18 protein-coding genes and 2 pseudogenes are annotated in these 24792 nt (G+C 69.6%); 8 read left to right on the top strand and 12 right to left on the bottom strand.

Features of this window, described 5'->3' with window-relative positions; all coding sequences use genetic code 11:
• The first annotated feature begins 2 nt into the window (after nucleotides 1-2).
• The 5 genes from ACFU8W_RS41660 to larC all read left to right on the top strand — a co-directional run bounded on the left by ACFU8W_RS41660 (nucleotide 3) and on the right by larC (nucleotide 7810).
• Nucleotides 3-890, top strand: a complete 888-nt coding sequence (locus ACFU8W_RS41660) for a Gfo/Idh/MocA family protein (RefSeq protein WP_384049378.1) — start codon at nucleotides 3-5, stop codon at nucleotides 888-890.
• A 2-nt stretch (nucleotides 891-892) separates the two neighbouring features.
• On the top strand, nucleotides 893-1894 hold the full coding sequence (locus ACFU8W_RS41655; protein ID WP_384049375.1) for a Gfo/Idh/MocA family protein: 1002 nt from the start codon (nucleotides 893-895) through the stop codon (nucleotides 1892-1894).
• A 97-nt stretch (nucleotides 1895-1991) separates the two neighbouring features.
• Nucleotides 1992-4055, top strand: a complete 2064-nt coding sequence (locus ACFU8W_RS41650; protein ID WP_384049373.1) for a hypothetical protein — start codon at nucleotides 1992-1994, stop codon at nucleotides 4053-4055.
• A 61-nt stretch (nucleotides 4056-4116) separates the two neighbouring features.
• Nucleotides 4117-6081, top strand: a complete 1965-nt coding sequence (locus tag ACFU8W_RS41645) for a twin-arginine translocation signal domain-containing protein (protein ID WP_384049369.1) — start codon at nucleotides 4117-4119, stop codon at nucleotides 6079-6081.
• A gap of 496 nt (nucleotides 6082-6577) precedes the next feature.
• Nucleotides 6578-7810, top strand: a complete 1233-nt coding sequence (larC, locus tag ACFU8W_RS41640) for a nickel pincer cofactor biosynthesis protein LarC (RefSeq protein WP_384049367.1) — start codon at nucleotides 6578-6580, stop codon at nucleotides 7808-7810.
• Between the two features lie 35 nt (nucleotides 7811-7845).
• Here the strand turns inward: larC and larB are convergent, their stop codons facing one another.
• The 3 genes from larB to ACFU8W_RS41625 form a co-directional block, all read right to left on the bottom strand.
• The gene (gene larB / locus ACFU8W_RS41635) at nucleotides 7846-8577 is read right to left on the bottom strand and encodes a nickel pincer cofactor biosynthesis protein LarB (RefSeq protein ID WP_384049364.1); all 732 of its coding nucleotides are present in this window, start codon (nucleotides 8575-8577) and stop codon (nucleotides 7846-7848) included.
• The gene (locus ACFU8W_RS41630) at nucleotides 8570-9442 is read right to left on the bottom strand and encodes an asparagine synthase-related protein (protein WP_384049361.1); all 873 of its coding nucleotides are present in this window, start codon (nucleotides 9440-9442) and stop codon (nucleotides 8570-8572) included. Before ACFU8W_RS41630 ends, larB begins: the two co-directional genes overlap by 8 nt.
• 153 nt (nucleotides 9443-9595) lie before the next feature.
• The gene (locus ACFU8W_RS41625) at nucleotides 9596-10909 is read right to left on the bottom strand and encodes a lactate racemase domain-containing protein (RefSeq protein WP_384049358.1); all 1314 of its coding nucleotides are present in this window, start codon (nucleotides 10907-10909) and stop codon (nucleotides 9596-9598) included.
• Between the two features lie 294 nt (nucleotides 10910-11203).
• Here ACFU8W_RS41625 and ACFU8W_RS41620 point away from each other — a divergent pair, with 294 nt between their 5' ends.
• Nucleotides 11204-12607 (top strand): mannitol dehydrogenase family protein, encoded by a 1404-nt coding sequence (locus ACFU8W_RS41620; RefSeq protein WP_384049355.1) that lies wholly within the window; start codon nucleotides 11204-11206, stop codon nucleotides 12605-12607.
• Nucleotides 12608-13220: 613 nt separating this feature from the next.
• On the opposite strand, the gene ACFU8W_RS41615 is transcribed toward ACFU8W_RS41620, so the two are convergent.
• The 3 genes from ACFU8W_RS41615 to ACFU8W_RS41605 all read right to left on the bottom strand — a co-directional run bounded on the left by ACFU8W_RS41615 (nucleotide 13221) and on the right by ACFU8W_RS41605 (nucleotide 16357).
• Nucleotides 13221-13598 (bottom strand): DUF6009 family protein, encoded by a 378-nt coding sequence (locus ACFU8W_RS41615; protein ID WP_384049352.1) that lies wholly within the window; start codon nucleotides 13596-13598, stop codon nucleotides 13221-13223.
• A 195-nt stretch (nucleotides 13599-13793) separates the two neighbouring features.
• Nucleotides 13794-15338 carry a phage/plasmid primase, P4 family gene (locus tag ACFU8W_RS41610; RefSeq protein ID WP_384049349.1) on the bottom strand — a complete coding sequence of 515 codons (1545 nt, stop codon included), beginning with the start codon at nucleotides 15336-15338 and terminating at the stop codon, nucleotides 13794-13796.
• A complete protein-coding gene (locus ACFU8W_RS41605; RefSeq protein WP_384049429.1) occupies nucleotides 15335-16357 on the bottom strand; it encodes a bifunctional DNA primase/polymerase in 1023 nt (340 codons plus the stop codon). Before ACFU8W_RS41605 ends, ACFU8W_RS41610 begins: the two co-directional genes overlap by 4 nt.
• A gap of 452 nt (nucleotides 16358-16809) precedes the next feature.
• Here ACFU8W_RS41605 and ACFU8W_RS41600 point away from each other — a divergent pair, with 452 nt between their 5' ends.
• Nucleotides 16810-18444, top strand: a complete 1635-nt coding sequence (locus ACFU8W_RS41600; RefSeq protein WP_384049426.1) for an IS200/IS605 family accessory protein TnpB-related protein — start codon at nucleotides 16810-16812, stop codon at nucleotides 18442-18444.
• A gap of 5 nt (nucleotides 18445-18449) precedes the next feature.
• Here ACFU8W_RS41600 and ACFU8W_RS41595 read toward each other — a convergent pair.
• A pseudogene (locus ACFU8W_RS41595) lies at nucleotides 18450-19352 on the bottom strand (helix-turn-helix transcriptional regulator); the annotation flags it as partial.
• Nucleotides 19353-19686: 334 nt separating this feature from the next.
• On the opposite strand from ACFU8W_RS41595, the gene ACFU8W_RS41590 reads away from it, so the two are divergent.
• Complete coding sequence (locus ACFU8W_RS41590) at nucleotides 19687-20391, top strand: Rid family hydrolase (protein WP_384049346.1); 705 nt, start codon at nucleotides 19687-19689, stop codon at nucleotides 20389-20391.
• Nucleotides 20392-21217: 826 nt separating this feature from the next.
• On the opposite strand, the gene ACFU8W_RS41585 is transcribed toward ACFU8W_RS41590, so the two are convergent.
• The 5 genes and pseudogenes from ACFU8W_RS41585 to ACFU8W_RS41565 all read right to left on the bottom strand — a co-directional run bounded on the left by ACFU8W_RS41585 (nucleotide 21218) and on the right by ACFU8W_RS41565 (nucleotide 24511).
• Nucleotides 21218-21646: a VOC family protein gene (locus ACFU8W_RS41585; protein WP_383861929.1), complete on the bottom strand. Its 429-nt coding sequence runs from the start codon at nucleotides 21644-21646 to the stop codon at nucleotides 21218-21220.
• A gap of 488 nt (nucleotides 21647-22134) precedes the next feature.
• Nucleotides 22135-22548 (bottom strand): hypothetical protein, encoded by a 414-nt coding sequence (locus tag ACFU8W_RS41580; RefSeq protein WP_384049343.1) that lies wholly within the window; start codon nucleotides 22546-22548, stop codon nucleotides 22135-22137.
• Nucleotides 22549-22862: 314 nt separating this feature from the next.
• A pseudogene (locus ACFU8W_RS41575) lies at nucleotides 22863-23199 on the bottom strand (transposase); the annotation flags it as partial.
• Nucleotides 23200-23363: 164 nt separating this feature from the next.
• Nucleotides 23364-24086, bottom strand: coding sequence for a hypothetical protein (locus tag ACFU8W_RS41570; protein ID WP_384049340.1), 723 nt, complete (start codon nucleotides 24084-24086; stop codon nucleotides 23364-23366).
• 185 nt (nucleotides 24087-24271) lie between these two features.
• Nucleotides 24272-24511, bottom strand: a complete 240-nt coding sequence (locus ACFU8W_RS41565) for a hypothetical protein (protein WP_384049337.1) — start codon at nucleotides 24509-24511, stop codon at nucleotides 24272-24274.
• Nucleotides 24512-24792: the final 281 nt, after the last annotated feature.

Below are 24792 nucleotides of genomic sequence, written 5' to 3'. Positions count from 1 at the left end.
TCATGTCCGTCAGGCGCATCGGTATCATCGGCACGGAGAACTCGCATGCCGAACATTTCGTCCGGTTCCTCAACGTCGAGAAACGGCACCCGGGAAACCGGGTCGCCGCCCTCGTCGGCGGGCGGACGGGACGCGAGGAGGCGCTGTGCGGGGCGGGCGGCATCGATCTGGTGGTCGAGCACCCGTCCGATCTGATCGGGCACGTCGACGCGGCGATCGTGTGCAGCCGCGACGGCAGGGCCCACCGGGAGCAGGCGGAGCCGCTGCTCCGGGCCGGGCTTCCGGTGTTCGTGGACAAGCCGATGGCGACGTCGGTCGGGGACGCGCAGGCGCTCGTCGCCGCCGCGGAACAGGCCGGCGTGCCGCTCGTGTCCGGCTCGGCGCTGCGGTTCGTCCCCGGGATCCAGGTCCTCACCGAGGCGGCCGAGCAGTGCGGTGCGATCCGCCATGTCGCCCTGTCCGGCCCGGCGGACCCCGAGAGCGAGTACGCGGGCCTGTTCTTCTACGGCATTCACCTGGTCGAGGCCGCGCTGCAACTGCTCGGGGACCCGATCGTCGCACCTGGCTCGGCGACCACGACCGTCAGCCGGCACGGGGACACGGTCGTCGCCGTGACACGCGCCGCGGACGTCTTCCTCACCTTCGCCTTCGTCACACCTGCCGGCGGGGAACAGACGTCCTTCCATGCCACCGTGACCGGTACCGGCGGGGTCCGCTCCGCCGGCCTCACGCTGCCCCCGGACTACACCGCGCCGCCGCTCGCCCGCTTCATCGACGCCTGCGACCGTGGCGAGCCGCTCAAGGACCGCGCCGGTCTGCTGTCCCCGATCGTGCTTTTGCAGTCGGTCACCGACGCGCTGTCCGCCAACACCCTCTACGAAAAGGACTGACCATGCCCCTGTCCGGAAACCCGCTGCGCGTCGCCGTGATCGGTGCCGGCATCATCGGCAGGGCCCATGCACAGCGGCTGTCGAGCGGGACGTCCGACGCGGTCCTGGTGGCCGTGGCGGACGCGCACGCCGAGACCGCCCGTGCGGAGGCCGCCCGGTGGGGTGTCACCGCGGACCCGTTGGACGTCTTACTCGCCCGGGACGACATCGACGCAGTGATCGTCGCGGTCCCCAGCGGTCTGCACGCCCAACTGACCGTGGCCGCACTGGATGCGGGCAAGCACGTGCTGCTCGAGAAGCCCATCGAGGTCACCGTCGAGGCCGCGGACAAGATCCTCGATGCGGAGAAGCGGTCCGGGAAGGTCCTCAGCGTGGCGAGCCAGCGGCGGTTCGCGGCGGAGAACCAGTTCGTGTTCCGCGCGATACGCGACGGACACCTCGGCAAGGTCACCTCCGCCACCGTCGAGGTGCCCCTGTGGCGCTCGCAGGAGTACTACGACTCCGGTTCCTGGCGCGGCACCTGGGCACTGGACGGTGGCGGCGCCCTGATGAATCAGGGCGTCCATCTGGTGGACCTGGCACTGTGGCTGCTCGGCGAGGTGGACGAGGTGTACGCGCACGCGGGACTGCTCGCCCATGAGCGCATCGAGGTGGAGGACACCGTCACGATCACCGCCCGGCTGAGGGACGGGGTGCTGCTGACCTTTCTGGCCACGACAGCCGCTTACGACGGCGTCCCGATCCGGTACGCGGTGTTCGGGAACGGCGGCTGCGTGGTGGTCGAGGACGAGAGGCTCACCCGTTTCGACTCGTCGAGCGGACCCGCACCGGCCTTCGACGGTGCGCCGGTCGACCAGCCGATGGCCCAGCTCGACGACTTCGTCACGGCGGTGAAGACCGGTGGCCGGCCGCTGGTCACTTCGGCCCAGGCCCGCGCGGCAGTCGCGTTCATCGAAGCGGTCTACCGGTCGGCGCGCACCGGGACGCCGGTGCGGCCGCGGTGAGCGGCCGACCGCACAGCGGACCGGGGCCGTGCGCCCCGGTCCGGACACGGTCCGGCAGAGGTGACCGGCCGACCCACGTGTGATGGAGGAGACGGCAATGAACGAACACAGCAGTCGGGCCCCAATGTCCCGGCGAGGCCTGCTCGGCGGTATCGGCGCGTGCTCCATGACCGCCGCGTTCGGGATCGTGGGCCCCGGGGCACGGCCCGCGGACGCCGCCCAATCGGTGGGAGACATCGTGGACCTGGGCGTGGCCATGCGGACGGTCAACGTGAGACTCGCCAGAACGGGCCGGATGCCGGACGGGACACCTGTGCTGTTCGCCTTCAGCGACGGCAACCCGGTCAGTTTCAATGTCCTGCGGCTGGACACGGGGGAGCGGATCGACGGTTTCCCGTGCGGTCCCGACACCGTGGCGTCCTCCCTGGTCCAGCATCCCGACGGAACGGTGTACTTCAGCGTCAGAGCACCGTCCAGCGGACGGCTGCTGCGGTACGTGCCGGCGTCCCGCACGGTGGAGAAGGTCGCGACGGGCGTCGCCGGCGAGACGATGCTCAGGACGCTGATCGTGGACCCGGCGTCCGGCGTCCTGTACGGCTGCACCTATCCTCACGCGAAGGTGTTCTCCTACGACCCGTCGACAAAGGCGGTGCGGGACTACGGCTCCGTCGTGACCGACGGCGCGTACGCCTGGGGCTTCGACCTCGTCGGCGGCAAGCTCTGGGTGGGCACCGGAATCGGGACGGCCCACCTGATCGAGCTGGACCCCGTCACGGGCGCCAAGAGCGAGATCCCGCTGCCCGGCGAGTTCGCCTCCGGCGCCACCTACGTCTACGGGGTGCGCGCCCGGGGCGGCATCGCTCTCGTGACGGTCAACCCGCCCCTGGGTGACGTCAACACGCTCGTGTGGGACATCGCCGGACGCCGGTGGCTGCCGCCGGACTCGATCCACCAGACGCTGGGGGCGAACGGCGTCGTCAGTGACGTGGACTCCGCTGGGCGCTTCTACTACGTCAGTGACGGCGAGCTGTATGCCTACGACACCGCCGCCCGCCGTTCCTCCCCCACCGGGATGGCCGGCAGCGCCATCGGGGACCGCGTGGCGGGCACGCGCTCGGTAGACGTGATCGAGACGGGTTCCGGCGGCGCCGTGCGCCGTGAGGCGGTCGGGGTGGCCAATACGGGGGTGATCTGGCGCTACGACTTGGACACCGGCGCGGGCATCACCGTGCGGGGCCTGCCGCTCGGGTCCCCCGCCACCCTCCACAGCATCGGCGTCGGCCCGGACGGCAAGGTGTACACGGGTGCCTACCTCAGCTCGGGCGTCATGGCGCGGGTGTCGACGTCCACGTACGAGATCGAGGAACTCTCCGGGCCCGAGCAGGCCGACCACATCGTGACGCACCAAGACAGGATTGTGGTCACGAGCTACCCCAACGCCGTGGCCTACACGGGAGCGACCGATCCATGGGACTGGGGCACCAGGCCCGCGCAGCTGTTCAGCATCGGACGCTACAGCGCGTACGAGCAGGACCGGATGTTCGACGTGGTGAGCGTGGGGAACAAGCTCGTCTTCGGCAGTGTGCCCAACTACGGCACCCTCGGCGGTGCCCTCGTCCTTGCCGACCTCGACGGCAATGTCGAGGTGCACCGCAACGTCGTCCAGGACCAGAGCGTCACGGCCCTGGCAACGCGGGGCACGCTCGTGTTCGGCGGCACGTCCGTGCACGGCGGGCTGAGCACGACACCGAAGGCCACGGAGGCGGTGCTGTTCATCTGGGACGCCCGCACCCGGAAGAAGGTGTTCGAAACCGTCCCGGTGCCCGGGGACGAGATCATCCACTCGCTGCTCGTCGACCGGCACCGGCTGTGGGGTATGAGCAGCACGGGTGTGCTGTTCGAGTTCGACCTCAGGACCCGCACCGTGGTCCGTGCCGCCGACGTCGGTCTGCCGGACACCAACACCTGGGGACGGCTGGGCAAGCTGCACCGGCACGACGACGGCCGGATCTACGGCAATGCCGGAAACAAGCTGTTCCGCGTGGACCCGGCGACGCTCGCGGTGACGATCCTGGCCACCAACGCCAAGGTGTCGGCGCTCGCGCCCACCGGCGAGATCTTCTTCGGAGACAGCACCAACCTCTACGTGTACAAGCCCTGACCGAACACCTCGATGTCCGATGCGCACCTCCCGATGTCCTTTGAACTGAATGGAGTTCGCCATGGCCTTGAGTCGCCGATCACTTCTGGCGGGCAGCACACTGGCCGGAGCCGCGCTGACGGTCGGCGGTGACCTGTGGTGCCCCGCTCCGGCGCTCGCCGACGAGAAGAGCCTCACGCCGGTCGGTTTCGGCCCCGCGTCACTGACGTCCGCGGTCCGCGGTGCCGCTGTGATCGGCGACAGCGTGTTCATCGCGTCGCGCTTCAACACCCCCGAACAGAAGCTGCGGCTGGCCGAGTTCGACGCGACCACCGGCGCGACACGGGCCGTCGACGATCTCGACATCCCCAGCTCGGGCGGGAACAAGATGACCGCCGACGACCGGTATGTGTACATCGGCCCCGCCGGCAGCGCCCACGTGTGGCGCTTCGACCCCCGGACGAAGGAACTGCTGGCGTGGGCCAAGCCGGGCACGAGCACCACGTGGTCCTACGAGATGGTGGTCGACGGCGGCTACCTCTACACCGGCACGTACCCGGACTGCACGGTCCGGCGGATCCGGCTGTCGGACGCGACGATCGAGACGTATGGCCGGGTCTCGACATCGCAGTACGCCACCGCGCTCGACGTCGACGACGAGTACGTCTACGCCGGCTCCGCCGCTCCGGGAGCCCTGCTGCTCTGGCCGAAGGCCGGAGGCACACCGGTCGACCTCACGGCGCACCTGAGCGACTCGCCCGTCGGCATCCTCGATCTCGCGGTCCGGGACAAGGTGATCCACGTCGCCAGCGGGCGCCAGCTCATCTCGTTCCGTGCCGACGGATCGGAGCGGGTCTCACGGGAGATCCCCGCGGAGGACCGCTACATCGACCAGGTGGCGGTGGGGCACGACGGCAAGGTCTACGCGCTTGCGCGGCTCACCAGCAACGTCTACGAGGTGACCGGGACCGGCCTGGAGAAGGTCGGCCAGCCGATCCAGGACGTCGAGAACGCGCTGCTCGCGCCGCAAGCCGACGGCAGTCTCATCGGGGTCAGCGGCCTCGGGCACATCTGGCGCATGGCCCCGGGCGGCACCCCCACTGTGTGGCACAGCGCGACCCGCGGGTTCGGCTATCCCGAGGTCGTGCAGTCGATGCTGCTGCACAGTCGGGGCACGGTGTGGGTCGCGGGTCACTACGCGATGACCGTCCACCGGCCCGAGCGCGGCATCAGTGTCCGCTTCGACATCAACGGCGAGCCCAAGTCGCTGGCCGAGGGCGCCCGGGGCACCGTGTACGCAGGCCTGTACCCGAGCACGCAGATCGTGGCGATCGGCCCCGACCGGCACGACATCACCGTCGTGGGGACTCTGGGCCACGAGCAGCTGCGGGCGCGGCGGATCCACGTCGACTCGCGCCGCAATCAGCTGCTGGTGGCGTCGAGTCCGGCGACCACCAAACACACCGGGGCGCTGACCTTCGTGGACCTGGCCACGAACCGCTTCGACGTGCACCGGGAGTACCTGCCCGAGCAGAGCGTCATGGACGTCGCGGTGTCGGGCAGGACGGCGTACATCGTCGGCGACACCTACGGCGAGGTCACACCCGGTCCGCTGCGTCCGACGGCGCAGGTGGCCGCTGTTGACATCGTTACCCGGGAACTGCTGTGGCGCGAGGAGATCAAGCCTGACTGGGCGTCCTACGAGAGCATCCACGTCGTCGGCAACCTGTTGTACGCGATGGCCCGCAGGCCGCGCGGGGCTTGGTTTGCCTACGATCTGACGACCCGCACGATCGTGATGGAGGGCGATCTCGGCGGTTACGGCCAGTTCAACGGCCTCGACGGCCGGGTCTTCTCCTGGGTGCACTGGACCAACGACATCTGCGAGCTACCCACCTCCCCGGGCGGGGAGCCGACCACTCTCTACGACAACGTCGCGCGCGGGTGGTACAACAATCCGATGTTCAACTTCACCCCCAACGGCAAGGCCACCTGGGGCATGCACGGCACCGACCTGGCCCTGTTCCCGCTGCCCAAGACCGGTTAGCCAGGGAACATCCCGTCAGGCGGCGGTCCCGGTTCACCGGTGGCCGCCCCTCGGCGTACCGGGCCAGGGGCGCCGGCGCTCGCCGTACGGCTCACCGAACGCATCCGGCAGCTACGGCGAGCTCATAGGCTCGTGCACGAAGATTTTCCAGAGCCGTGACTTCACGGCCACGCTCCAGGAGCAGGTCAACCTGGTCCGGTACGGCAACTCCGACTTCTATCGGGGCTACGGCGACCAGCAGGTCACGCGCTGAGGCGAGGAGGCCGAGGCGGCTTCCGCCGAGGTTTGTTTCCCCGACATCATCGGTGGTCGGTGCCCCGGAGGTCGCGACGGATGCATCGGAGCACCGTCCTGTGGTCATGGACCTGAATCTCCATCAGCGCGGCCGCTGCGTCCCAGCCCTTGCCCCGGGCAGGGGGCGCGGAAGCGGAGGAACGGCCCGTAGGCTGTGCGGCATGCGTGTGCTGCCCTCCCCCTGCCGTCGCGGGGCCGTCCTGTGACCGCGCGCCAGCAGGAGGCCTGGCTGGACGCCACGGCCGGCGTTGCTGGAGACATGCTGCTGGGCGCCCTGCTCGACGCCGGTGCCGAGCCGGCGGTCGTGCGGGCGGCGGTCGACGCGGTGATCCCCGGAACCGTACGACTGTCGCACAAGCACGTTCATCGCGCCGGGCTGCGCGCCACGAAGGTCGAGGTCGAGCCGCTGATCGAAGACCATCCCCATCGCACCTGGCGAGCCGTCAGGGAGCTGATCGGTGGTGCGGGACTGCCCGGTTGCGTGCAGGACCGGGCGCTGGCCGTGTTCGGCCGGCTGGCTGAGGCGGAGGCGCGGGTGCATGGCGTGGCGGTCGAAGAGGTGCACTTCCACGAGGTCGGTGCCTGGGACTCGATCGCCGACGTCGTGGGGGTGTGTGCCGCGCTGCACGACCTCGGTGTCACGCGGCTCACCGCGAGCGCGGTCGCCCTCGGGTCCGGCCGGGTGCGGGCGGCGCACGGAGACCTGCCGGTGCCGGTGCCCGCGGTTCTTGAACTGGCCATGGGATGGCAGGTGACGAGCGGTGGCGAAGGTGAACTGGCCACGCCGACCGGCATGGCCCTCGTGACCGCACTGGCCGAACACTGCGGCGGGCTGCCCGCGCTGTGCGTGCGGCGGACCGGCATGGGCGCGGGCACGAAGGACACGCCGGGCCGGCCCAACGTCGTACGGGTCGTACTCGGTACGCCCGTACCGAGCGGCCCTGAAAAAGTCCCGGAAGCGACCGATGTGGTTCTGGAGGCCAATATCGACGACCTGGATCCGCGACTGTGGCCCGGTGTGCTCGCTTCTTTGCTTTCGGACGGGGCATCGGACGCCTGGCTGGTGCCGATTCTGATGAAGAAGGGGCGCCCGGCACACACGTTGCGGGTGCTGGCTCCGCGGGCGCGGATCGCGGCGCTGCGCGAGCGGGTGTTTCGGGAGACCAGCACGATCGGGGTGCGCGAGTCGGCCGTACTCAGGACCGTGCTGGAGCGCACGTGGGTGAAGGTCACGGTGCTGGGCCGCGAAACCGTGCCGGTCAAGGTCGCCCACCGGAAGGGGACCATCGTCCGGGCAACACCGGAGTTCGAGGACGTTGCCGAGCTGGCCGCGGCTCAAGGGCTTCCTGTCATCACCGTGTTGGAGGCCGCCGGCGCGGCAGCGGTGGCGAAGGGGCTGGTACCGGGTGCGAAGCTGCCGCCGGACCCCGGGTGACGCGACGTCGGCCGGCGGCCCCGGTCGGGATCCGGTCAGTCCTTGGGCGGGGCGGCGATCTGAGCCGCCAGGTGCCCTCCCCCGTAGCCGTTGTCGATGTTGACCACCGCGACACCTGGTGAACAGGCGTTGAGCATGGTCAGCAGCGGGGCCAGCCCACCGAACGCGGCGCCGTAGCCCACGGACGTCGGTACCGCGACGACGGGTGCGGCGATCAGCCCGGCCACCACACTCGGCAGGGCTCCGTCCATGCCCGCCACGACCACCACCGCCCGTGCCTCGCGCAGCACGTCGAGCTTTCCCAGGACACGATGGAGGCCCGCCACCCCTACATCCACGATGAGTTCGGCGGGGCGGCCGAGGTACCGCGCGGTCAGCAACGCCTCGCACGCCACGGGCAGGTCGGAGGTGCCGGCGCACACGACGGCCACCGTGCCGCCGTCGGGTGGCGGCGCGGTGGGCGGCCAGGCGAGCAGCCGGGCGTCCGTGTCGTAGTGGGCGTCGGGCAGTTCGGCGAGGACAGCCTTGACGTGCTCGCCGCCCGCCCGGGTGAAGAGGGTGGCCGGGCCGGAACCCTTGTCCCGTACGGCGGCAGCGATGGCGGCGACCTGCGCGGCGGTCTTGCCCTCGCAGTAGACCGCTTCCGGGTAGCCGCGACGGCGGGTCCGGTCGTGGTCCAGCTCGGCAACGGCGGCCAGTTCCAGCGGCACGCCGCGGTCCTCGGCCGGATCCTGTGGTACGGGCGGGCCAGTGGGGGTCTCAGACACGGCCGGGGCCTCCTGTCACGCCCACCAGCGGCAGGGTGAACGCGCCGGACTGGATGCCTGCCAGGTCGACCGCGACCATGCGGAAGCCCGCCGCCTGCACCGCGTCCAGGACGGCGTCGCGCAGGTCGGGCGATACGGCGCGGGCGATCTCGTCGACGGGAAGTTCGAGTCGTGCGATGTCGCCGTGATGGCGGACCCGGGAGTCGCTGAAGCCGAGCCGGCGCAAGGCCTTCTCGGCCTGTTCGATCTGACCGAGCTTGGCGGGCGTGACCTCTTCGAAGTGCGGGATGCGGGAGGCCAGGCAGGGCGCGGCCGGCTTGTCGGCGCAGGGCAGCCCGAGAGCCCGGGCGAGACGGCGGACTGCGCCCTTGTCCAAGCCGACGTCGGCGAGCGGCCGCAGCACCCGATGGTCGCGGGCAGCACGGCTGCCGGGCCGGTCGGGACGGCGGGCGTCGTCGGCGTTCTCGCCGTACGCGACCGCGGCCAGGTCATGGGCGGCGACGACCTCGTCGGAGATTCGGCTGAACAACTCCGCCTTGCAGTGGAAGCAGCGGTCCGGGCCATTGACGCGGTAGGCCGCCGACTCCCCTTCGTACGTGGCGATCTCCACAATGCGGGCACCGAGGAAGGCGGCCACGTCATGGGCTGCCACGCGCTCGTCGGCGGCGAGGCTGGGCGAGACGCCCAGGATCGCGACGACGCGGTCGGCGCCGAGGGCACGGATGGCCAGGGCGAGGAGAAGGGAGGAGTCCACACCGCCGGAGAAGGCGACACCCAGCGGCGCGGCGTCCCTCAGCAGTGCCGCGACCGCGTCGGCCGCCTCGGCGTCGGCACCCTCGAGTCGGTGTGTCTTCTGTGTCGTCATCGTGCCCTCCATCGCAATCGAGGTGAGTGGCCGACCTTCGGCATGTGCGGGGCCACCTCTCTATCAAGGAGTCGACGGCCCGGCAGGGACGGAAGCGTCCCGGTGACCACACCCGCGACACCCCCGCCGGTCGATCCCTCCACGGTCCCGCCCTCACGCCGCGTCGTCGTGGTCCGGCCGCAGCCGGTACAGGACCTCTCCGGCCTGCGGGACCACGAGGGTGTCCGGGTCTGCAAGGTACGCGGCGATGTCCACCGATGTGGGGTCGAGGTGGTTGAGGTTCGCCCCGCGGACGACGTCCTCGGGTATACCGGTGGCGAGCGTGACGGTGACGCGGCACCGTTCGCCGTGCTCCTCGTCGTACGTGCCCGCGCCGCGCAGATGGGTGGAGTGGGCCAGAACGCCCCAGTGCAGGTCCTTGAAGCGGTCCCACTGCTTGGTGAAGTAGTCCCTGCAGTGGTAGCCGATCTCGGCGATCTCGGGGTGCATCTCGGAAATGGCGGTGATGTGCGGGGCGTAGAGAATGACCTCACCGCCGTCGGCGACCACCGGCTCCAGCTTGTAGAAGCCCTTCGCCGCGGTCCAGATGTCCTCGTACTTCTCCGGCATGATCGACAGTACGCGACCGACGGGGGCGTCGAGATGGCGAACATGGGTCTCGGCCGAGACTTCGGCGGCTGCGGCCCAGGCGTCCTCGGGCGTACCGAAAGAGACCGAGTGCAGTGCGGCGCTGCCGGATCGCGCGACGACACAGAGGGCTAGGCGACGGCTGGGGATCAGCGCCGCGGCCTCGTCAATCAGGGCGCGAACGGGGGTGACGCCGCGGGTGCCGATGATGTCGGCGCTGGTGATGAGGGCGCCGAGCCAGTGCGAGAGGTCAATGATGTCTGCGCCCGCGACGCCGGGGAAGAAGTACTTGTTTCCGCCGGAGAAACCGACAACCTCGTGCGGGAAGACGGGGCCGAGGACGAGGGCGACATCATGGTCGGTGACGGCGCGGTTGATGCGGATGTCGACGGGGTGGCGCAGCAGTCCGCCGGAGAGGCTGCCGACCCGGTCGGCGGAGATCGTTCCGAGCGAGACGAAGGTCTCCGGGTCCCACCACTCGTGGTTCAGGACGGTCATGCCCGGGTAACGGGCCGCGAGGCCGCCTTCGGGGTAACCGAGGTGCCTGGCCAGTGGGGCCTCATCCATGGCGGCGTGGGTCCCCAACGCGATCAGTACGGTCAACCGGCTCACCCGCCCGGCGAGCGCGCCATGCACGGCGGTCAGCAACAGCGGCAACGGGCAGCTTCGCGTGGCATCGGGGACGACGACGCAGACACTCCGCCCGTCCAGTCCCGCACCGGACAGCTGCTCTGTCACGAACCGCGTCACCTGTGCGTCGGTGAGTACCGCCTCGGCTCCCCCTGTCCGGGCGGCCCGCATGGCAGCCACGGTGGGACCGGAAGCCTGCTGTGAGGTCATGCTCGCGCCGTCACCCATGGCGGCACGATGCCGCCCAAGGGACGCTCATGGCAAGAGACCGGGCCAAGTTGATGCAACCGGTTGCGCCAAGTCCGAGTGCAGGCCGACACTCCTCGGTATGCCGTGTGACTCACTTGCCTTGCAACTGTATTGGGGCCGACTTCGGCCCGCCGAAGCGGGCATGGCCGGCGGTGAACCGGCCGCACGGGGCGCCGGGCACCGCCCAGACGAGGACGACGATGTGGAGACCGCCGTCACGTGCGTGGCCGGCACGCCGCGAAAGGCGTTCGAGCGGTGAGCACGCCCTCCCCCGCAGCCCGCCGTCTCTCACGCGCGACGCACGACGTCAGGCCCGCCGGACCGGTGCGGATCGTGCACCTGGGCCTGGGCAACTTCTTCCGCGCCCACCAGGCCTGGTACACCGATCGGGCCCCGGACGCCGAAGAGTGGGGCATCGCAGCGTTCACCGGCCGTCGGCCCAACGCCGCCGAGGTTCTCGGCCCACAGGACGGTCTTTACACCCTGATCACTCGTGGCCCGGACGGCGACCGGTTCGACGTACCCGCCACGCTGTCCGCCGTACATCCGGGCGCGGACCACGCGGCATGGCTCGACCGCTGGCGGCAGCCAGAGCTCGCGGTGGTCACCCTCACGGTCACGGAAGCTGGTTACTTCCGCGGCACGGACGGTGGGCTGGACATCGATCGCGGCGAGGTGCGCGCCGACCTCGCCACGCTGCGCAAGCACCCCGCGGCGCCCGTCCGTACCGCTGTCGGCAAGCTGGTGGCCGGCCTGGAGGCGCGCCTGGACGCCGGCCTCGACCCGGTCGCACTGGTGCCCTGTGACAATCTGCCCGGCAACGGCGGGGTACTGGAGCGGGTGGTCCGTGAGATGGCCGAGCGGACCGGCCGTCCCCGAGCGGTCGAGGCCGTCATGACGGGCGCCTCCTTCGTCACCACCATGGTCGACCGCATCACTCCGGCCACCACCGGGGAGCACCGCGCCGCCGTACTGGCCCGAACCGGACTGGTGGACGCCTCGCCCGTGGTCACCGAGCCGTTCACCGAGTGGGTGATCAGCGGTGACTTCCCCGCCGGACGGCCGCTCTGGGAGGTCCCGGGAGCGACGTTCACTGACGACGTGACGCCGTACGAGGAACGCAAACTGTGGCTCCTCAACGGCGCTCACTCCCTACTGGCGTACGCGGCACCGCTACGCGGCCACGAAACGGTCGCCGGGGCGGTCGCCGATCCTGTCTGCCGCGCCTGGCTGGAGGAGTGGTGGGACGTGGCGTGCCGACACCTCACATTCCCGCACGAGGAGTTGATGTCGTACCGGGCCGCACTGCTGGAGCGTTTCGGCAACACCCGGATCCGGCACGCGCTGGCGCAGATCGCCGCCGACGGCTCGCAGAAACTGCCCGTCCGTATCCTGCCCGCGCTGCGCCACGAACGGAAACGGGGTGAGCTGCCACTGGGCGCGACACGCGTGTTGGCCGCCTGGGTGTGCCACCTTCGGGGCCTGAGTACGCCGGTGAAGGACGCCGCCGGGCTGCCGCGGACCGACGGCATGCTCCCGGACGTCGCCCGCGCCGTGCTCGCCTCTCTCGACCCTGGCCTCACGGCCGACACGGTTGTGGTGCAGGCGGTGCTGGCGCAGGTCGCTGAGCTGGCCGGAGAGGCGCCGGCAGCCTTCTGACCGCCGTCGCAGTCAGCCCTGCCCGATCTTGGTGGCCAATCTGAAGTACGTCTCCTTGCCTGCGAGTTGACTGACGCCAACTGCCGGTGGATGGGATCATGACGGTCTCTTCGCTTCTCGGCGCATCGAAGTGTGTGGTGTCGGCGCAGCCGCGGCCTTGGCCGGAGCCGGATCCGCAGGTAGCTGCGGCGATCCGGGCGATCTACCAGGGCCGACGGGAGGTTCCGTTGCCGGTGCAGGTGCGTGATCTGCTGGGCGAACTGTTCCCCGGACGCGGCGTTCGCCGAGGCGTTCGGCCGGGCGGGTAAGCCGGGCTGGTCCCCGCGCCGCGTTGCGCTGGTCACGGTGCTGCAGAAGGCGGCGAACCTGACCGACCGGCAGGCCGCGGACGCCAGGCGGCGTACAGGCCGAACTGCTTGTTCCGCTCCGGCATGGTCTCTCGTCCTCGGAGGCGTCCGATCACTGCACGGGCTTGAGCGGGCTGCTCAATCCCGTGCGTCGAGTCACCAGCCGCACCTCGACGCCGACTTGCACTCGCTCCTGAACGATCGGCCGGAGGACCGCACTGAGAACGTCGGCGGATCTCGGTCGCCGTCGGCGTCTGGTGGGGTTGTCAGGCTGTGGTTACGGCAGCGGGGCCGTGTTGGGAGCGGGGGGTTTTCGCGCCGGGTTTTTTGGGTTCGATCGTGCGGGGGTCAACGGCTTCGCCGGGGGCGCCTTCGCGGTAGACGCCGTCTGGGTGGCTGTCGCGGTCATGCGGGAGGACGAAAAGGACGCGGCGCTTGTACAGGCCGCTGTCGGGGTCGGGCTCGGCGGTGTCGTCGAGAACGGCGTAGCCGACCATGCGTCCGTCGCGGGCGTAGGGGGGCTTGGTGTTGCGGCGCTTGGTCTTGTCCAACGCCTGGCGGACGTAGTCGAGGTTCTCGGAGTCCTCCAGCCACACCACCCCTTGCTCGTGGGTGAGGTCGCTTGCGGTCAACAGCGAGCTCATGGCTCCAGCCCCTCCTTCGTCGGCCGTCTCCTTGTGGGAGGTGTGGCCTGGCGTGTGTGTGTCGTGCTGCCTCGCGCGCATCGGGGTGGCGGCGGGGCAGTGTGCGGGGGCCGCCGCGAGCGGGACCTGGCGTTCATCGTAGAGCGGCCGCGGGGCCGGGCGTAGGGCGTGCGGTGTGTGTGAGGGTGGGTTTGGTCATTCGTCTTCCAGGAGGGCGATGCCGGGGTAGTACTTGCGGCCGTTGGATTTGATCATGTCGGCGGGTGAGCCGAGGTTGAGTTCCTGGCGGACGCGTGTGGCGAAGACGCGGGCGGTGGCGGCGCGCACTCCCTCGCCGGCGTTGCACCAGGAGGTGTATTCGGCGTAGAGCAGGCCTTGTTCGACGCGCAGGTCGGTGCCGGTGTCGGTGTCGCGGGTGCAGCATTCGGTCAGGAAGCGGCCGATGTGGTCTTCGGTGGTGGCATAGGCGCTGGTGGCGATGCGGACGCGGTCGGGGCCTTCGAGGGGGTCGCGTGTGGCGAGGTAGCGGCGGGCGCCTTCGATGAGCCACTGCAGGATGCCGGGGCCCTCGTCGCGGACGAGTTCGAAGGCGAGGTTGTCGATGCGGTGCTTGGCGGGCACGACCTGGGTGAAGGGGATCAGGCGGATGCGGCGCCAGAACGCGAAGCCGCCGGTGGAGACTTCGGGGCGGTGGTTGCCGAGCAGCCACAGGTGGTGGGTGGGGGTGAAGGAGAAGTAGTCCTGCCTCATCCGGCGGGCTTTGATCTTGTCGCCGCCGGTGAGCAGGCGGACGCGGGCCTCGTCGAACTTGTCGTTCGGCTTCAGCTCGCTGCACACGATCAGGCGGCGGCCGTGGAGTTCGGTGAGTTCGGTGGAGTGCTCGGAGTAGGCGCCGCGGTCCATGAGGAAGCCGGGCGGGGCGGCGTCCGCGTAGTCGCCCAGGATCTGGATCATGGTGTCGAGCAGGACGGACTTTCCGTTCTTGCCCTCGCCGTGGAGGAACGGCAGGACCTGGGCGCCGACGTCGCCGGTGATGGAGTAGCCGAGCAGGAGGTGCAGGAAGTCGATCGTCTCCTGGCCTTCGGCGTCGTCACCGAAGGTGTCGGCCAGGAACGTGTACCAGCGGGGGGTGTCCATGGGCTGGGGCGCGACGCTGGTGGCGCGGGAGTGGAAGTCGCGTGAGGGGTCGGGTTTGCGCAGCTGTCCGGTGTGGAGGTCGACGACGCCGTCCGGGGTGCACAGGGCGTATGGGTCGCCGTCGAGGGTGTCGGGGTCGATTGCTAGGTCCGGAGATGCCTTGGCCTGGGTGAGGAGGGCTTTCATCCCGGTGGTGGAGAGAGTCTTCTTCTTGTGGTGGGCGAGTTCACGTTCGCTGAAGATGCCGCGAGGGTCGGTCTCGGGCATGTCTTCGGCCATCTCACCGGCTGCCCACAGCGCGGCTTTCTCACCGCCGGTGCGCTTCCAGCGGTAGCCGTCCCATGCGAACCAGCCCAGGCCCTCGACGTGCCGGAACTGGTCGCGGTAGAGCTGGACGAACAGGCGGGCGTTTCCGCGGTCGCTGAGTGAAGGAGGCAGCAGGGCAGGCCGCGTAGTCCGGGCCGGGGAGTGCCCAGGTGCGCTGGGCACTGTGGTGGTCTGGAGGGGCAGCAGGGTGGAAGTGGGCTCGGCCCCCTGGAGGTCGAGCATCTGCTGAGCGGCTGCCTGAGGATCGAACCGGGGCACGCTCTCGGCGCTGCTCATGGAAGTCCTTCGAGGTGGAGCGGTCGGGCAGCCCCTGCGGCCAGGCCGGCATCGATGATCTGCTCATTTCGGGCTGTGTGCCACGGTCTTGCCTCATGGGCAGCCTGGAGCAGACGTTCGCAGACGCTTGCCTGCTCCAGGTGCCCGGCCGCGATCAGGCCGCCGGCCGTGTAGGCGGCGCGGTCGAGTTTTTCTGTGAATCCGGTGCCTTCCGGGGCGGCCGCGCACTGTTCGATTTCGCGCAAGAGCGGGTCCAAGATCTTGTGCGCGGTGGCAGATCTGCGGGAGCGCCGGGCGCGGGAGGCCACGGCCGTCAGGCGGGGTGAGGGCGGGGGTGCGATCACGTGCCCGGTCCGTACGAGTTCGGCGTGCAGCCAGTTGGGCAGGGGGGCCGGCGTCCGGGCGGGCCCGTGGGCTTCGTATCGGCCCTGGCTGGTGCGGGTGGTGGGCGCGATGATGTATCCGCCGTCGGCCCGTACGTCGACCTGCCAGGCCAAGGCCACCTTGGGGCTGGAGCCGGTCGAACAGCGCAGGCGCATCTCGGGGTGGGGGTTGCGATACCAGATGTGCAGGCCGCCGGACGGGGTACGCACGCGCAGGGTGGTCTCGTCGTGGGCGGGGTCGGGCCGGCGGCGGTAGGCCGCCAGAAGGGCCAAAGTGTCGAAGCCGGAGGCGAGTCCGGTGAGGTTCACGGTGTCGGGGATAGGAATGCCGGGAAGCAGTCGACTGCGGTCAGGGACTGGAGCCGGGTGAGCGTCGACGTCGATGACGACCAAGTCGGCCGGGCCGCAGGCGACTCCCACACCTGCTGACGGGGTCGTGCTCCACCAGGCGTCGCTGTACTCCGGATTGGTTGTCGCCGCGTGGAAGCCGTGGCAGGGACGGCCCGCGGACAGGCAGGGACAGGACTTCACGTTGTGACGGTCCTCCCTGCATTCACGGCAGTTGGCTGCTGGGGTCTTGCGTCCAGGGGCGAGCGGATGGACGGGCCAGCCCTGGGCAGCGCACCAACGGGCCACAGCGTGCGGCGGCGCAGCCTTGGCGGAGGCGACAGGCCAGCGGGTCTCACCGGGGCTCGGCACGCTGATTGTCCTTGTGATCTCGTGGTTCGGTCCCCGAAGGAGAAAACAACAGGCCATACATGGTTGGTGGGAGCACCTCAGGGACTGAAGGGACTGTAGTCCGGAAAAGGTGTAGAGGCAATGGCTCCAGAAATCCGATACATATCCCCATGTGCCGTTCTATCAGCTTCCATAGTCCCGTGAGTCCCTTCGCCGAGGAACCGGCGCAAGGGGTTGTGAGCTGCTGTCGGTTTGCCGAGTTGAAGTGAGTGGTGGTATGCGGGAGTGAGTTCTGTCGGCGGGTTTGTGGGGTGGGAACGGGGGTTCTGGGGTCGAATGGGTGACCTTTGGCGGCTGCTGCTCGTTGGGCTGGATGGCAGGTGCCCGGCCTGGTGGGAGGGGGTGATGTGGTGGGTGGTGTGCGGGAGCTGGCCGCGCCCTTCGTGGTGCCTGGGCCTTGCGGGGTGGCGATCCGGGACCGGCTCAAGCACCTCACGGCCCGGGACGAGGAGGTGCTGCGTGCGGTCGGTGAGCATCAGGGTGCGCTGGCTTCGCGTGATCTCAAGGCTCGCTGTGCGGATGGGGTGGAGCACGACGCGGACACCTGGGCCACGCGTAAGCGGGACCTGACGCCGCTGTCGTCGTCGCGGATCGCGGGTGCGATCACCAAGGCCACGCACGATCAGTGGGCGCTGGCCCGGCGTTGCCAGGCAGCACACATCCAGACAGTGGAGGCCGGGATCAGGACGCTGCGGCACCGCCTGTCCCTCCCGATCGGTGAACCCGGAACGAAGCGGGCCGCGGGCGGCTACCGCTCCCGGGGTGAGTGGTTCCGCAAGTCCCGCCGCCTGGCTGCACTGGAGGCGCGGCATGCGGCTGCTGTCGCCGACCGGCAGGCCGGACGGGTGCGGGTGGTGCGGGGCGGTAAACGTCTGCTCAACACCCGCCACCACCTCGCCGAGGCCGGGCTCACCGAAGGCCAGTGGCGGCAACGGTGGGAGGCGGGGCGCTGGTTCATCGGGGCGGATGGTGAGTCGGGGAAGCGGTTCGGGAACGAGACGATCCGCGTCACCCCGGACGGCGAAGTGTCCATCAGACTGCCTGCTCCGCTCGCGCACCTGGCCAACGCCCAGCACGGCCGCTACGTCCTCGCCTCCACTGTGGCGTTCGCGCACCGGGGTGCGGAGTGGGCCGACCGCATCACCGCGAACCGGGCCGTCGCCTACCGCATCCACCTCGACACCCAGCGCGGCCGCTGGTACCTCACCGCGTCCTGGCAACGCCCCGTCGTGAAGACCATCCCGCTGGCCACCGCCCGCGCCCGCGCCCGGGGCATGATCGGTGTCGACACCAACGCCGACCACCTCTCCGCCTACCACCTCGACCGGCACGGCAACCCCGTCGGCGACCCGCGCCGCTTCGGCTTCGACCTGTCCGGGACCGCCGGTCACCGCGACGCGCAGCTCCGCCACGCCCTGACCCGCCTGATCCACTGGGCCGAGCGAGTCGGTGTCGCCGCGATCGGCATCGAAGACCTCAACTTCAGCACCGAGAAGACCCGCGAGAAGCACGGCCGCCGCAAACGGTTCCGGCAGCTCATCTCCGGCATCCCGACCGGCAGGCTCAAGGCCCGGCTCGTCTCCATGGCAGCCGAACACGGCCTTGCGATCGTCGCGGTCGACCCCGCCTACACCTCCCGGTGGGGTGCCCAGCACTGGCAGAAACCGCTGACCACCCCCCGCCGAAAGATGTCCCGTCACGATGCCGCCGGTATCGCGATCGGGCGACGCGCCCTCGGGCACCCGGTCCGGCGTCGGACGGCACCGCCCCCGCACGACCGGAGTGATCGTGCGGGGCATCGGACCGCCCAGGCCGGACCAGGTGACCGGGGGCGTGAGGGAACCCGCCCACCCGCAACGGACCGGCCCCCCGGAGGGCCGTCACCGAACGGGACGCGAACGCGGGAACCCAGCGCATCCAACACCGTTCGGGATGCGCCCAGTACGCAGCAGTGGGTCCAGGACTCACTCACGCACACTGGCTAGGAACGGTCGAGTATCTCGAAGTCGTGCCCCAGCAGGAGTACGTGCATGAGTACGGCGTCGAGGCTGGCGGCGCCACTGAGCACCTCGCAGAGTTCGCTCCCTCGGTGTCGTACGACGGCCGCCGACGCCGGAAGCTGCGCGCGCGCCGTGTCGGCCGACGCGTGCACGAGGAAGCGCGCCTGGTGAGGGTAGACCCGACTTGCCACACCCTCCTGCACGTACGTCGCCGCGTCGGGCGCCGCGCGCGGGCAAAAGCGCCAGGTCCGGGCCACCACCGCGGTCATCCGGTCGACGCGGAAGCTGCGCCAGTCCTCGCGATCGAGGTCGTAGACGAAGAGGTACCAGCGCCGGTCGGAGGCGACCAAGCGGTAGGGCTCGACCCGCCGACGTCGCACCTCGCCCCCAGACGGGTAGTCGAAGCCTGCCTCGACCTCGTCGCGGCAGGCTCTGGCCAGCGTCATGAGCACCTCGGGGTCGACCGGCGTGCGGCCTCCGTCAAAGGACTCCACCGAGCCCGAGAGCGCGCGCACCTCGTGCCGCAGCCGGGTGGGCAGCACCTGGTCGAGCTTGGTCAGCGCCCTGAGTGCGGCGTCGCCGGCGCCGGCGACCGCGCCACCCGCGCCGGCGAGCAGCGAGACCGCGGTGGCGATCGCCTCCTGGTCGTCGAGGAGCAGCGGCGGCAGGTCCTGCCCCGGGCCGAGCTGGTATCCGCCTCCGACACCCTGGCTGGCGTGCACCGGATAGCCGAGCGTGCGCAGCCGCTCGACATCACGCCGTACCGTGCGCGTTGTGACCCCGAGCCGGTCGGCGAGCTCGGGGCCGGTCCAGACCTGGCGCTGCTGCAGCAACCCGAGCAGGGTGAGCACCCGCTCCGTCGTATCGCGCTCGTCACCGCTTGCCACGTCCATGCCTCCCACGCTGCCAGAGATAGCGGACCGATCCTGTCCGCCATGGGTGTCAGGGTGGGTCCATGGACGCAGACGAACTCGATTGGAACCGAACGCTGCGCGAGCAGCTTGAGTTCCACTGGAAGCATCAGCTCCGGGCCCGGCTAGAGGGCCTCACCGACAACGAGTACTTCTGGTCGCCGGTGCTGGACGCCTGGAGCATGCGGCCGCACGGCAGTTCAACAGCGCCCGTGCAACTCGGTGCCGGGAACTTCACGATGGACTACGCCTCCCCCAGCCGATCCCCGCGACCTTCGCCACGATCGCCTGGCGACTCGGCCATGTCATCACCGGCGTGCTCGCCGCGCGCAACGCGGCTCACTTCGGCGCGCCGGCGGCGTCGTACGAGACCTGGGAGTACGCCGACAGCGCGGCCACCGCGCTGGACCAGCTCGAGGCCCAGTTCGATGTCTGGCTTGCCGGGGTGCGCGGCCTTGGCGATGCCGGGCTCCGGGTCCCGGTCGGCGCGAAGGACGCCTTTCCCGAGATGCCCATGGCCGATCTGGTGCTGCACATCCACCGCGAGCTGATCCACCACCTGTCCGAGGTCTGCCTGCTGCATGACCTCTACCTGCACACACAACCTGGCACCTCTCGGGAGAGACTCATGACCGCGAAGACAACACACCTCGACCCTGAAGAACTCCACCACAACCCTGCCTTCACCCAGGGCGTGATCACACCCGCTGCCCGGATGCTCCATGTCGGTGGCCAGCTCGGCACCGACAGCGCCGGAAACCTGCTCGACGGTATTGAGGCGCAGACCGCTCAGGCAATGCGCAACGTGCTGACTGTGCTTGCTGCCGCGGGCACCGGTCCCGAGCATGTCGCCAAACTGAACATCTATCTTGTCAATGGGGTCGATGCACAGGTGGGATACGCGGCGTCGCGATCGGTGTGGGGCGATCACCGCACAGCCATCACGGTTGTTTCCACCGCAGGACACGCTCGCCCAGGCGCGCTCGTGGAGATCGACGCAGTAGCGATCATTCCTGAATAGGACGAACCGACGGATCGGGACTGCAAAGGCGTAACTCGCCGCGTGGCCGATGACAGCGCCGTAGCACGATGGGCTGACGGGACGTGTCCGGCCCTGACGTGCGGCCAGAACAGCTCCTGCGCAGTCGAGCAGCGGCCTGTACTGGTCGGCATTGCTGAGCTGTACAGGCGAGCCGCCGTCCTCCCAGGTCAATGGCTTCAAGATCAACCCATGGCCGGCATTGCCCGTTGCTCTCGCCCCGCCGAGGACGGGGCCCGGGCAATGCTCCGCTTCCACCAGGAAAACTTGGCGAGCGCCAAAAAGCGCGAACGGCAGCGGGCGCACTGGAGGCGCAACCTGGACCGGGTCGCCGCCCTCAACCAGTAGTGATGACAGCACACGAACCCGGCGGGAGGCCGGTCACGCACGCGCTCGGAGCGCCACCCCCTTCTCATGAACGACCCTTTGCCGGAGCAAGATCGAGGACTGGGCGCCGAACCCTTGATGGCCTTGGATCGGCTCTCGGAACCCGTTCTCACTCAAAAGTGGGCATGCTCCCCTTCTGCGACTTGCATGGTGCGAAGATCCGGGGTCATGACGGACCCTCACGTCCCTTCCGTGTCGGACCAGTCGGACGCGGCCGACGTCGAACGCCGCCCCTGCCCGAAGTGCGATGCACAGCCGGGCTCCCGGTGCCGCTCGCGCTCCGGCGCGGTCGCCTCTGCGTACCACGCCGGAGCTTCCGTGCCTGCGAGCCGAAGCAGTTGAAGACCAGCGACCTGACAAGGTCGGGGGCGGTTCTTCGTCTTGGCCCATGGGCGCAGAACGAGGACACGTTCGTGGCCCCTCAGTCGATACAGAACTCGTTGCCCTCGATGTCCTGCATCGGGATGCACGAATCATTGCCGTCATACAGCGTTCGCACGTGTACCGCGCCGAGCGGGACCAGTCGAGCGCATTCGGCCTCAAGTACGGCAAGGCGCTCTTCACCCACGAGTCCGGTGCCGACCCGCACGTCAAGATGCAGCCGGTTCTTGGCGGCCTTGCCTTCGGGGACGCGCTGGAAGTACAGACGCGGGCCCACACCTGAGGGATCTATGCAGGCAAACCATGAATCCCGCTGCTCAGGTGGCTGCGAACGCTTGAAATCGTCCCAGGTGGCAAACCCTTCCGGTGGCGGCGGAACGACGTACCCCAACACCTCGCACCAGAAACGAGCAAGGCGCTCAGGTTCTGCGCAGTCGAAGGTGACTTGGAACTTCTTGATCGATGACATCGGTCCACCGTAGTGGCGCGTGCTGCTCACCGAAATCCCGGGGTTTCATCGCCGTGCGGGTCGAGGTCTCGCGTGACATGAGTAGCGCCAACGGACCAGGTCACCGGAGCCGACGAGCGAATAGGACCAGATCACCTGCGACAGGGGCCAATTAGCATGAGACGAGACAGTCGCCACTGAATCGGCAGGATACTCATTCACCCTCAGCGGCCTGCTCGACCTGGTTGTCGAGCAGGCTCTGGGCGATGGCCGCGTAGCGCCTCGACCTCGGCGACCGTGACGGCGCGCTGCACCCCCAGATGGCCCGCATCCATCCCATGGGCCGTGAAGTGCTGCGCGGCCTGGTGTCCCTGCACCGCCGCGCCAACCCGGAACTGGAGAGGCTGTCCCGGCTCTCCGGCCTCCGTCTCTGAAACCGCACACCGTGCTCGCCGGCCATCGGCGGGCCGCCCGGCGCTGCGCGATGTGCTCGGTTTCGGCAGCACGATTCAGTCGGTGATGTACCAGTCGTTCTTCAGGTACTCCAGGGTGTAGCTGCCGAGGTCGCTCTCGGAGAAGGTGGCGGAAGCCCTGACCGCTTCGACCGGCATCTCGATCTTGTCGGGCGTGCGCACGGCGATGCGCTGCGGATCGCCCGTCGCGGTTTGCAGGGCCTTCTTCTGCGTAGGCGAGATCATCTGGAACACGGCGGTGTACGTCGACGTGCACGGGCCGAGCCCCTGGTCCTGTGCCTTCTTCGCGGCGGGCCCGGCCACTTCGCAGACCGTGTCGATGTCCTCACGGCCCAGGGCGTGGAGGTACTGCTCATACCGATGGATCGCGCCCTCCTTCGTCCTGGGCGCGGGCCCGTCGCCGACTGGATCGGCCGACGGCTTCTCGGTCCGGGCGGACACGGACGGCATGGCCGATGGCTCTTTGGTCCGCGTGGACACGGACGGCTGCGAAGGCTTCGCTTCCGTGTCCTCCTTCGCTTTCTCCGGACCGCACGCGCACGCCACCAGCGCCACACAGGCCGATATCGCCACGCTCATCATCGTCCGCGCTCTCATTCGGTCCCCTCCACCAGCCGACAACACGTCAAAAGGTCACGCAGGGTCCGGGGGAACGGTTCCCGAGCCGATCCAGGTGGGACGTCAGCCGGTTCACGAAGGGCCCCGAGTCCGCGTTCGCCGCTGCGCGAGGACCCGTGCCAGTCCTCCCCCGGCGCCGACCGGGGTTACTGAGCTTTGAGGCATGGTGTCGTCAGTTTGAGTCCGGTCTCGGTGAGGCATCCGTCGATGATGTCGCTGCGGTATTGGAGTTGGCGGAGGCCGTGTCGTAGGGCTCGGAGGAGGTGGTCGGGGTCGGTGAAGGCGGTGTTGGCCTGGGTCGTGCGGCGGAGCACGGACCATGCCTTCGACGGGGTTGAGGTCGGGCGCGCAGGGCGGCAAGTGGCAGGCGGTGATCCAGTCATGCGTGTCGATGAAGGCGCGCATCCGGGCGTCCTTGTGGACGTTCAAGTTGTCCCAGATAAGGACGATGGGCCCGCCGAGTACAAGCGAATCGCGCGTGATGCGGAGCATCGGCCTGGCGGGCGTGCGACTGCGTCGCAGGCACCGCACCACGATCCCTGACCTGGCCGCGGCAAAGGCTCCCGACCTGATTGGCCGCGACTTCACCGCGAGTGAACCGAACAGGAAATACGCCCGCGACATCACCTATCACTCGGCTGTGCGGATCAGGGGGCCAGCGCGGCACTCACACGAGCCAGGCGTGCGGCAGGCCAGGCGAAGCGGTTGGCGGGGTTGCGGAAGGACAGGCCGCCGTTGTTGATCCAGTAGCCACGCTCGGCTGTGGTCCAGTGCACGGGACCGCACAGTCCCTGGTCCTCAAGCAGGGCGGCAGCGAGCCGATCGGGGGCCTCGATCTGACTGCGGGCGCGAAGCGCTGCCGCCAGGCGGTCGACGGCGCCATCGGGTACAGCGTCATCGCCGAATGCGGGCAGCAGGAGCAGCAGCCGGGCATGCGGATCAGTGGTGCTGCCGCCGGGCAGGCCGTTGTCCGCTGCGGCGGTCAGCTCGGCCCAGGAGAGGGCTGGGCCCATGAAGTGCCCTTCGTCCTGTGCGAGGTGTTCGGCGTGGTCCCAGTCGGGGTGGTGCAGGAGGTAGTCGATGCCTTCGTCCTCCTCGAAGGCGCGGTACACCACGTACAGGCGGTGGCCGCCGACAAGCGGCACAGTGAACACGGGCCAGTCGTCCCCTTCCAGCAGCTGGCGCTGGAGGTCCGCTGCCTGCTCGCCGTCAGCGCTGAGCAGCAGTTCCTCGGCGTCCTCGCTCTGGGCGCAGTTGTGCAGGTGGCCGAGCCAGAACAGGCTCTCGTCCAAGAGCTCGGGGCGGTGAGTGAAGGGGCCGCCGTCGTAGCCGGGGATCCGGTCAGGGTGCATCTCCGCGCTGTTCGTCACGGAGGTCATCATGCCGCGTGGCTCTGCGACCATCGAAGTTGGGACCACCGCCGGATCTTTGCGGGACAGCTCTTAGGCGTCGCCGGCCCAGCCCGCATCGTCGCGTGCGGAGGGTGGGACACGGCGGGCGCGAAGGAACCGGGGCATCGAGGCCTCCCGCAGCAGTCCGATCGCCCTGCCGGCGCTCAGACGGCGAGGCGACCGCCGATCGACCGGGCGACGGCGGCGTGGGAGAGGTACTCCCCGATGCCGTGGGCCCGGTCCCGGGCGTTGACGACGGCGAGGTCGGTCGGGCTGTCCGCCCAGTCGTCGGCCGGCGGACATCCGACGGCCACCGCGTCGGTCGGGCACCATGCGTTGAGCCAGTCCGCCACCTTCTCCGGGCTTGTGGGCCCGCCGGACAGCAGTCGGCGCAGGCTGTCCATGCCGAGCCGAGCGGACTGCCCGCTGTGATCAGGTGGACGACCTCCACACCGGGAGGCAGCCGCGTGAGGCGGTCCATGCCGACGAGCGTGCCCAGGCTGTGGCTGACGAGGACCATCTGGCCCGCGTCCGGCACGGTCTCGAGCACGCAGCCCAGGACCGCCTCACGGATCCGTTGGTCGTCGCGGTACGCCGCCACGTCGCGGAAGACGAGGGTGATGGTCCACGCGTCGAGATCGCTCCTGGCGGCCAGCCAGCCCGGGCACCACCGCCACATGGCGGG

This window comes from Streptomyces sp. NPDC057565, assembly GCF_042801455.1.
GTDB classification, from domain to species: Bacteria; Actinomycetota; Actinomycetes; order Streptomycetales; family Streptomycetaceae; genus Streptomyces; species Streptomyces yanii.
Note: the sequence above shows the minus strand (reverse complement) of the source record. Positions and strands in the feature narration are given on the sequence as shown.

Excerpts from the sequence above, each read along its gene's own strand:
- ACFU8W_RS41660 (WP_384049378.1), top strand. The coding sequence starts at position 3 with ATGTCCGTCAGGCGCATCGGTATCATCGGCACGGAGAACTCGCATGCC.
- ACFU8W_RS41655 (WP_384049375.1), top strand. The coding sequence starts at position 893 with ATGCCCCTGTCCGGAAACCCGCTGCGCGTCGCCGTGATCGGTGCCGGC.
- ACFU8W_RS41650 (WP_384049373.1), top strand. The coding sequence starts at position 1,992 with ATGAACGAACACAGCAGTCGGGCCCCAATGTCCCGGCGAGGCCTGCTC.
- ACFU8W_RS41645 (WP_384049369.1), top strand. The coding sequence starts at position 4,117 with ATGGCCTTGAGTCGCCGATCACTTCTGGCGGGCAGCACACTGGCCGGA.
- ACFU8W_RS41630 (WP_384049361.1), bottom strand. The coding sequence starts at position 9,442 with ATGACGACACAGAAGACACACCGACTCGAGGGTGCCGACGCCGAGGCG.
- ACFU8W_RS41625 (WP_384049358.1), bottom strand. The coding sequence starts at position 10,909 with ATGACCTCACAGCAGGCTTCCGGTCCCACCGTGGCTGCCATGCGGGCC.
- ACFU8W_RS41615 (WP_384049352.1), bottom strand. The coding sequence starts at position 13,598 with ATGAGCTCGCTGTTGACCGCAAGCGACCTCACCCACGAGCAAGGGGTG.
- ACFU8W_RS41610 (WP_384049349.1), bottom strand. The coding sequence starts at position 15,338 with ATGAGCAGCGCCGAGAGCGTGCCCCGGTTCGATCCTCAGGCAGCCGCT.
- ACFU8W_RS41585 (WP_383861929.1), bottom strand. The coding sequence starts at position 21,646 with ATGTCATCGATCAAGAAGTTCCAAGTCACCTTCGACTGCGCAGAACCT.
- ACFU8W_RS41580 (WP_384049343.1), bottom strand. The coding sequence starts at position 22,548 with ATGCCGTCCGTGTCCGCCCGGACCGAGAAGCCGTCGGCCGATCCAGTC.
- ACFU8W_RS41565 (WP_384049337.1), bottom strand. The coding sequence starts at position 24,511 with ATGGACAGCCTGCGCCGACTGCTGTCCGGCGGGCCCACAAGCCCGGAG.